The organism is Cellulomonas sp. GbtcB1 (assembly GCF_019091725.1).
GTDB lineage: Bacteria > Actinomycetota > Actinomycetes > Actinomycetales > Cellulomonadaceae > Cellulomonas.
On sequence record NZ_JAGXJG010000470.1, the window covers coordinates 1 to 242 of the forward strand.

General features: G+C 81.8%; 1 protein-coding gene. It reads left to right on the forward strand.

The features are described from left to right. Window positions 1–40: 40 nt before the first annotated feature. A partial coding sequence (locus KVT14_RS23600) for an ATP-binding cassette domain-containing protein (RefSeq protein WP_217617362.1) occupies window positions 41–242 on the forward strand: 202 nt, incomplete at its 3' end.

Genomic DNA, 242 nt, shown 5'->3' on the forward strand with positions numbered 1-242 from the left:
GGCGCGGCCCCGGCCGCGACCCCACCCGGGGCCCACGCCGGTGCGCGAGGACGAGGGCCTCGAGGTCGGCTACCGGACCCGGGACGGCCAGGTGTCCCGGGCCGTGCGCGGGGTGGACCTGCGGGTCCGGCCCGGCGAGGCCGTCGCTCTGGTCGGCGAGTCCGGGTCCGGCAAGAGCACCCCCGCGCACGCCGCGCTGCGCCTGCTCGCCCGCGGCGGGTCGGTCACGGGCGGGCGGATCT